Below are 4,998 nucleotides of genomic sequence, written 5' to 3' on the forward strand. Positions count from 1 at the left end.
CCACACGCAAACACGTTAAATTTATATCAAAATGCTTAACGACAATTTTAACAAACTCATATGTTTTCGGGTGTTCTGCACCCGTTTCCATAAAAATGAAATCCGTGTCTGGATATTGATTTTTCATAAAATAGACTAGTAAAGCTGATGAGCGACCGTCGCTAAAGCTAACGATATTTTTCATGATTTTTACCTATGGACATCGCACGCTAAATAATCAGCGTGATGTAGAATTAAGGATGGATTATTATTTTCTTTTAATTACAGCTTTTACTGGTTCGACCATACAGTTATCATCAAACACTTCTCCTTGACCGCTCATAAGATTGATTGCACATCCGCTAGTTATTTCATGTACACCTTTAGACGAGAACAATCAGATCTAATTCAATCTTCATATAAAGCTCGTTATTAAACAAGAAAACATTAACATAATCAATATGTTGAAATTCAATTTTGCCGTAGTTAAGCACGGATTCATCAATTTGCATAATTACTCCTTCAATATTCGCCAAATAATCAGCGCAGATAATTAATAGAATAGGGTGGTTGTTCAGTGAGTTATTAACAGATTTTGTGTGTAACTTTATAACCAATTGATTAAAATGGAATCCCATCATCTATAAACTCATCTTGCTGAGCCTGAGCTGGTGTTTGCTCAGATGATTTTTCTGACTGATTACTACTTTTATCGAACGTTAACGCTTCGAAATCATCAACTATAAAATAAATAGCTGTTTTGTTGTTGCCGTATTGATCCTGCCATTTATCGGTTTTATAGCGAGCTGTAACACGAATAAAAGCACCTTTACCTTTATCTCTTCTATGGTGAGCTGAGTAAGGGCTCGAAAGAGCGCCGTTTCGTACTAGTGGTAAGGCTAACCTTATTCAGTTCACCTCCAATGATTAGCCTCTGCGGTGGTGATTATTAAAATCATTAGTACGGAGACAATATTATGTCTAATTCATTAGTCTTTCATAATACTACCATTCAATCAGTTAATCACAATAACCAAATATGGATCACATCAAGCGAACTAGCTAAATTACTTCAATATAAAAGCGCTGATTCAGTAACAAAGATTTATAATCGTAACTTTGACGAATTTACTCGCAAAATGACCGAGACGGTCAAATTGACCGCCCCGAATAACATTATACAAACTGTAAGGATTTTTTCGCTTAGAGGAGCTCATCTAATCGCAATGCTTGCTAAAACAGAAGTAGCAAAAGAAGTGCGTAAATGGTTGTTAGATTTAGCTGATAAAGAAATCGGTATAAGTGAAACTATTTCAATCGAACAACAACAATTAATCAAACAAGCGATAAATGAACGTTCATTTAGAACAGGTGAGCATTATCAAGCCATCTACACTAAACTTTATGAACAATTCAAAATTCCACGTTATCAGGATTTACCCGCTAGCAAGTTTGACGAAGCGATTAAGTGGCTTGGCGGTGTAAGCGTTCGAAATGGATTATCTGATGAAGATCGGTATAAATTAGCTCGGCTATTATTTGTTGCTAATTATATGAGAGAAAAAATACAGTTAATCGAACCAGCGTTAAGAATAATAAATTCATCTTATAGAGGAGCTTTTTATTCTATGAGTATTGAATTTAAAAGAGATATTGAATCAGCACGATTGATTATCGAACGAGAAACAGCGCATATCATTACAAATCACTTTACTGAGAAATGGAATAGAGTATTGCCAATTATTCGACATAACCAACCCAAAATTCGTCAGGAAAAATATTGATTTTATTTAAGTTTTTATTTTGAGTGAGTGGTTTAGAATCACTGTTACTATATCTTTAAATTAAGGGCTTTATGCCCTTTTTTAATAATATAAGTATTGTTTATTGTATCCAAAAGTGTACAATGATAACAAATATAAGATTGGTGTATGTATGAATATAATTAACCAAACAGATATTTTCGAAAACTGGCTAGAACGGTTGAAAGATTTTAAAGGGAAAACAGCAATAACCGCAAGGATTCGCAGAGCTGCTTTTGGTAATTTTGGTGATCATAAATTTTAAGGGATGAAATTTACGAAATGCGGATTACTGTTGGTGCAGGGTATCGAATATATTACGCAAAGGATGGCGATATTACCTATCTCTTATTATGTGGTGGTGATAAATCAACACAAAAGAAAGATATAGAAAAAGCGGTGAAACTTTGGAGGGAGATTAAAAATGGTTAAAGTGACGCAATTTGACGCGGCAAAATTCCTTAATACTGATGAAGAAAGAGCTATGTATCTTTCGGAATTTTTACACGAGGATATTTCAACAGAAGAATTTATTGCCGCACTTAATGATGTGGCTCGTTCAATAGGCATGGCAAAAATAGCAGAAGAAGCAGGTATCGGAAGAGAAAGTCTATATAAAACGTTATCAGCTAAAAAACCTAGATTTGACACTATGCTCAAAATTATTCATGCATTAGGGATGGATCTTCAAATTACAGCAACAAGAAAGGCTTGTAATATACAATAAATACTTGACTGTACGGATATACGGATAGATAATCGTGTATACGATGCGGTTTCCAGCGCATAGAATTTAAGCCCACTGAAATAGTTGGGCTTTTTATTTTATTGTTCAATGTGCAACCTAGTCTATTTCGCATTTTGACTCATATTTTATATTGGCTGAGTCTAATACTTTTTTTCTGTATTTTTCAGCATTTGTTAACTGTTCTAATAAAGCGTTGAGTGTTTTTTTATTAAATCCAACCTTGTTATATATTGATGATTCACTAAAAATTATTAAAGAATTATTAAAATAAGTATGGAAATTCATAATATTTTCTGCGTCTTCTGATTTTAATAATCCAACTTTATCTAGGTTAGATTTATAAATTGAAGGTAAATTTAATTCGGAGTCTGGAGTGATTAATCTGTTTTCTAAAAGATTTGTATTATTAAATTCTTTTATTTTTTTATTTACTGTCTGAATGCGTTCGCAGATTATATCAGAACCATGATAGCCTTCTATTTCAACAGCAAAAATTTGCAGCCATTTTTTTCCTTCTTCTTCTTGTTGCAACTTGGGAATGTAATATGTAACAACAACACTAACAAATGCTGATATTAAACCACCAATAACAGTTGCACATATTGTTTGTAAAAAATCACTTTTCATTACGTTATTCCTTATCTATTTTAAAGCCTCAATTAAGAGGCTTTTTTGTTTTCTCTGTAGAATTTAATTGCTTCTACTACAAGTTTGGCTTCTGATATATTTAAGTCTAAAGCCGTTTGTTTAATCATTGCGATATCGTCTATATTTAATTTAAAGGCTTTATTTTTAATGCCTCGTTTTTCATTGCTTCGTTCGTTAATTTCGGCTCTTGTTAATGCCATATAACCACCTTGATTTATTAAATAATAGTTGATATATTTAAGGTCATCGGAGAGGTTTTCCTCTCCTTTGAACTACTTTAGAATGCTGGCGAGCTAATCAAAAGTAGCAGAATTAAAATGAGTATTTTGAACTTCATTTTACTTCTCCTTAAGCCCTCGTCTTAGGTCGGGGGTTTACCTTATCAAGTCTCTTACTTGATGGTTATTATTGTAAGGTACCCTACAATAGTGGTCAACACTATTTATCTAAAAATTTTAATTTTTATAGATTTATTACCGAATAAAATTATTGAATGAAGCCGCTTAATTGCGGTTTTTTTATATGCAAAACACATCAACAAAAGAACTAGCGGATTTACAAGATAAATATTTAATCGATATTTTAGATGCGCTAAACAGTGCGGAAAAATCAGGTTCACTGGAAATTCCGATTTTTGTATTAGAAAGCGATGAAGCAATGTTAAATTGGGTTATGTCGCTTTAATAATTATGTGAGCTTAGTTTAAGTGGGAAAAACGTTGGTTTCCAAAACCATTAATAGAGGTTCGAATCCTTTAGCTCATGCCAAATTTACCCCTATGCCACTTTCTATAAGTCAATCTAACAATTGATTTATAGTTACGCTCGGGGCTTTCTACAGAATCGACTGCAAAGCTAGACACGCACATAACTAACATTTAGCTAGTACGCTGTCACATCATTAACTAACAAGAAGAATAATAACATGTATAAATCATCAATCATGGAATGGTTGCAATCGAATGCGCCGTTAATTTATGGCGTCGTTTTGTCCATTATCATAGCCTACGGTCGTTTAACATACGACGGGGTTGGGGGACGCAGTAAATGGGTGGAAGCGTTGCTATGTGGTGCGTTGTCATTAGCTGCTAGCAGTGGGCTAGATTATTTTGGTTTGCCCGTTAGCATGAATCCGTTTATTGGTGGCGCAATTGGGTTTTTGGGGGTTGATAAATTACGTCAAATATCAAATTCAATGTTAAGAAAAAGGGTTGATAACAACGATGACCAAGCTAACTGAACATTTTATGCTAGAAGAATTTACGCGCTCGCCAACAGCCGACAAATTAAAAATCGATAACTCAGTACCCGTTGATTTAATGCCTAACGTGCAATTAACAGCTATTCATCTTGAGCTAGTAAGGAAAGCTTTAGGTAGTCCAATTATTATTACATCTGGATACCGCTGTCCTGCACTAAATGCTAAAGTTGGAGGTGTAGCAACAAGCGCTCATACGAAAGGCTTAGCTGTTGATTTTAAATCGTCATTCGGTACGCCAAAAGAGATTTGCCAACGATTAATTGATTCTGGTGTACAGTTCGATAAATTAATTCAAGAGCATAATCAGTGGGTCCATATTGGATTTAGTCAAACTAACAATCGTCAAATAGTATTAACAGCCGTTAAACAAGGCGGTAAAACGGTTTATTTAAGTGGTTTGGTATGAGTAAAGAAAAGATATTGAGCATCGCATTAACCATTGCTGTTTTTGTCTTTGCTGTCTATTTCGGTTACAACAATTATCAAGAAAAAAAGCAGCTACAAAAAGATAAAGCTGAACTATCTGAGAAAATCGAACAGTTGAACCGAGACATCGCTAAA

At 33.9% G+C, this 4,998-nt stretch carries 11 protein-coding genes and 1 tRNA gene; 8 read left to right on the plus strand and 4 right to left on the minus strand.

The features are described 5' to 3' along the window. The coding region (locus tag GQ594_RS11665) for a phosphoadenosine phosphosulfate reductase domain-containing protein (protein WP_160413095.1) at positions 1-184 on the minus strand (184 nt) is incomplete at its 3' end. A 178-nt stretch (positions 185-362) separates the two neighbouring features. Continuing rightward, the gene (locus tag GQ594_RS12320; RefSeq protein WP_272914565.1) at positions 363-491 is read right to left on the minus strand and encodes a hypothetical protein; all 129 of its coding nucleotides are present in this window, start codon (positions 489-491) and stop codon (positions 363-365) included. A gap of 465 nt (positions 492-956) precedes the next feature. Here GQ594_RS12320 and GQ594_RS11670 point away from each other — a divergent pair, with 465 nt between their 5' ends. The 4 genes from GQ594_RS11670 (at position 957) to GQ594_RS11680 (ending at position 2,508) form a co-directional block, all read left to right on the plus strand. Beyond that, entirely contained in the window at positions 957-1,763 is an 807-nt protein-coding gene (locus tag GQ594_RS11670; protein WP_160413097.1) for a P22AR C-terminal domain-containing protein, read from the plus strand. Positions 1,764-1,914: 151 nt separating this feature from the next. Further along, entirely contained in the window at positions 1,915-2,046 is a 132-nt protein-coding gene (locus GQ594_RS12325; RefSeq protein WP_272914566.1) for a hypothetical protein, read from the plus strand. Positions 2,047-2,063: 17 nt separating this feature from the next. Continuing rightward, on the plus strand, positions 2,064-2,213 hold the full coding sequence (locus GQ594_RS12240; RefSeq protein ID WP_160413099.1) for a type II toxin-antitoxin system RelE/ParE family toxin: 150 nt from the start codon (positions 2,064-2,066) through the stop codon (positions 2,211-2,213). Continuing rightward, complete coding sequence (locus GQ594_RS11680; RefSeq protein WP_160413101.1) at positions 2,206-2,508, plus strand: addiction module antidote protein; 303 nt, start codon at positions 2,206-2,208, stop codon at positions 2,506-2,508. The genes GQ594_RS12240 and GQ594_RS11680 overlap by 8 nt, the downstream gene beginning before the upstream one ends. A gap of 117 nt (positions 2,509-2,625) precedes the next feature. Here GQ594_RS11680 and GQ594_RS11685 read toward each other — a convergent pair whose 3' ends face one another. Together GQ594_RS11685 and GQ594_RS11690 are read right to left on the minus strand one after the other, a co-directional pair. Continuing rightward, on the minus strand, positions 2,626-3,156 hold the full coding sequence (locus tag GQ594_RS11685) for a hypothetical protein (protein WP_160413103.1): 531 nt from the start codon (positions 3,154-3,156) through the stop codon (positions 2,626-2,628). Between the two features lie 32 nt (positions 3,157-3,188). Then, on the minus strand, positions 3,189-3,377 hold the full coding sequence (locus tag GQ594_RS11690) for a ribbon-helix-helix protein, CopG family (protein WP_160413105.1): 189 nt from the start codon (positions 3,375-3,377) through the stop codon (positions 3,189-3,191). 322 nt (positions 3,378-3,699) lie between these two features. Here GQ594_RS11690 and GQ594_RS11695 point away from each other — a divergent pair, with 322 nt between their 5' ends. From GQ594_RS11695 to GQ594_RS11710, 4 genes are all read left to right on the plus strand, one after another. Further along, positions 3,700-3,861, plus strand: a complete 162-nt coding sequence (locus tag GQ594_RS11695; protein ID WP_160413107.1) for a hypothetical protein — start codon at positions 3,700-3,702, stop codon at positions 3,859-3,861. Positions 3,862-3,868: 7 nt separating this feature from the next. Then, positions 3,869-3,944: transfer RNA gene (locus GQ594_RS11700), tRNA-Trp, on the plus strand. Positions 3,945-4,101: 157 nt separating this feature from the next. After that, positions 4,102-4,416, plus strand: coding sequence for a phage holin, lambda family (locus tag GQ594_RS11705; protein WP_160413108.1), 315 nt, complete (start codon positions 4,102-4,104; stop codon positions 4,414-4,416). Continuing rightward, positions 4,400-4,843 (plus strand): D-Ala-D-Ala carboxypeptidase family metallohydrolase, encoded by a 444-nt coding sequence (locus GQ594_RS11710; RefSeq protein ID WP_160413110.1) that lies wholly within the window; start codon positions 4,400-4,402, stop codon positions 4,841-4,843. The genes GQ594_RS11705 and GQ594_RS11710 overlap by 17 nt, the downstream gene beginning before the upstream one ends. Positions 4,844-4,998 lie beyond the last annotated feature (155 nt).

Source organism: Gilliamella sp. Pra-s52 (genome assembly GCF_009795805.1).
Taxonomy (GTDB): Bacteria; Pseudomonadota; Gammaproteobacteria; order Enterobacterales; family Orbaceae; genus Gilliamella.

Bases quoted from the DNA above. Each gene is read 5' to 3' on its own strand.
- GQ594_RS12320 (WP_272914565.1), bottom strand. From the start codon at position 491: ATGCAAATTGATGAATCCGTGCTTAACTACGGCAAAATTGAATTTCAA.
- GQ594_RS11670 (WP_160413097.1), top strand. From the start codon at position 957: ATGTCTAATTCATTAGTCTTTCATAATACTACCATTCAATCAGTTAAT.
- GQ594_RS12325 (WP_272914566.1), top strand. From the start codon at position 1,915: ATGAATATAATTAACCAAACAGATATTTTCGAAAACTGGCTAGAACGG.
- GQ594_RS12240 (WP_160413099.1), top strand. From the start codon at position 2,064: ATGCGGATTACTGTTGGTGCAGGGTATCGAATATATTACGCAAAGGAT.
- GQ594_RS11680 (WP_160413101.1), top strand. From the start codon at position 2,206: ATGGTTAAAGTGACGCAATTTGACGCGGCAAAATTCCTTAATACTGAT.
- GQ594_RS11685 (WP_160413103.1), bottom strand. From the start codon at position 3,156: ATGAAAAGTGATTTTTTACAAACAATATGTGCAACTGTTATTGGTGGT.
- GQ594_RS11690 (WP_160413105.1), bottom strand. From the start codon at position 3,377: ATGGCATTAACAAGAGCCGAAATTAACGAACGAAGCAATGAAAAACGA.
- GQ594_RS11695 (WP_160413107.1), top strand. From the start codon at position 3,700: ATGCAAAACACATCAACAAAAGAACTAGCGGATTTACAAGATAAATAT.
- GQ594_RS11705 (WP_160413108.1), top strand. From the start codon at position 4,102: ATGTATAAATCATCAATCATGGAATGGTTGCAATCGAATGCGCCGTTA.
- GQ594_RS11710 (WP_160413110.1), top strand. From the start codon at position 4,400: ATGACCAAGCTAACTGAACATTTTATGCTAGAAGAATTTACGCGCTCG.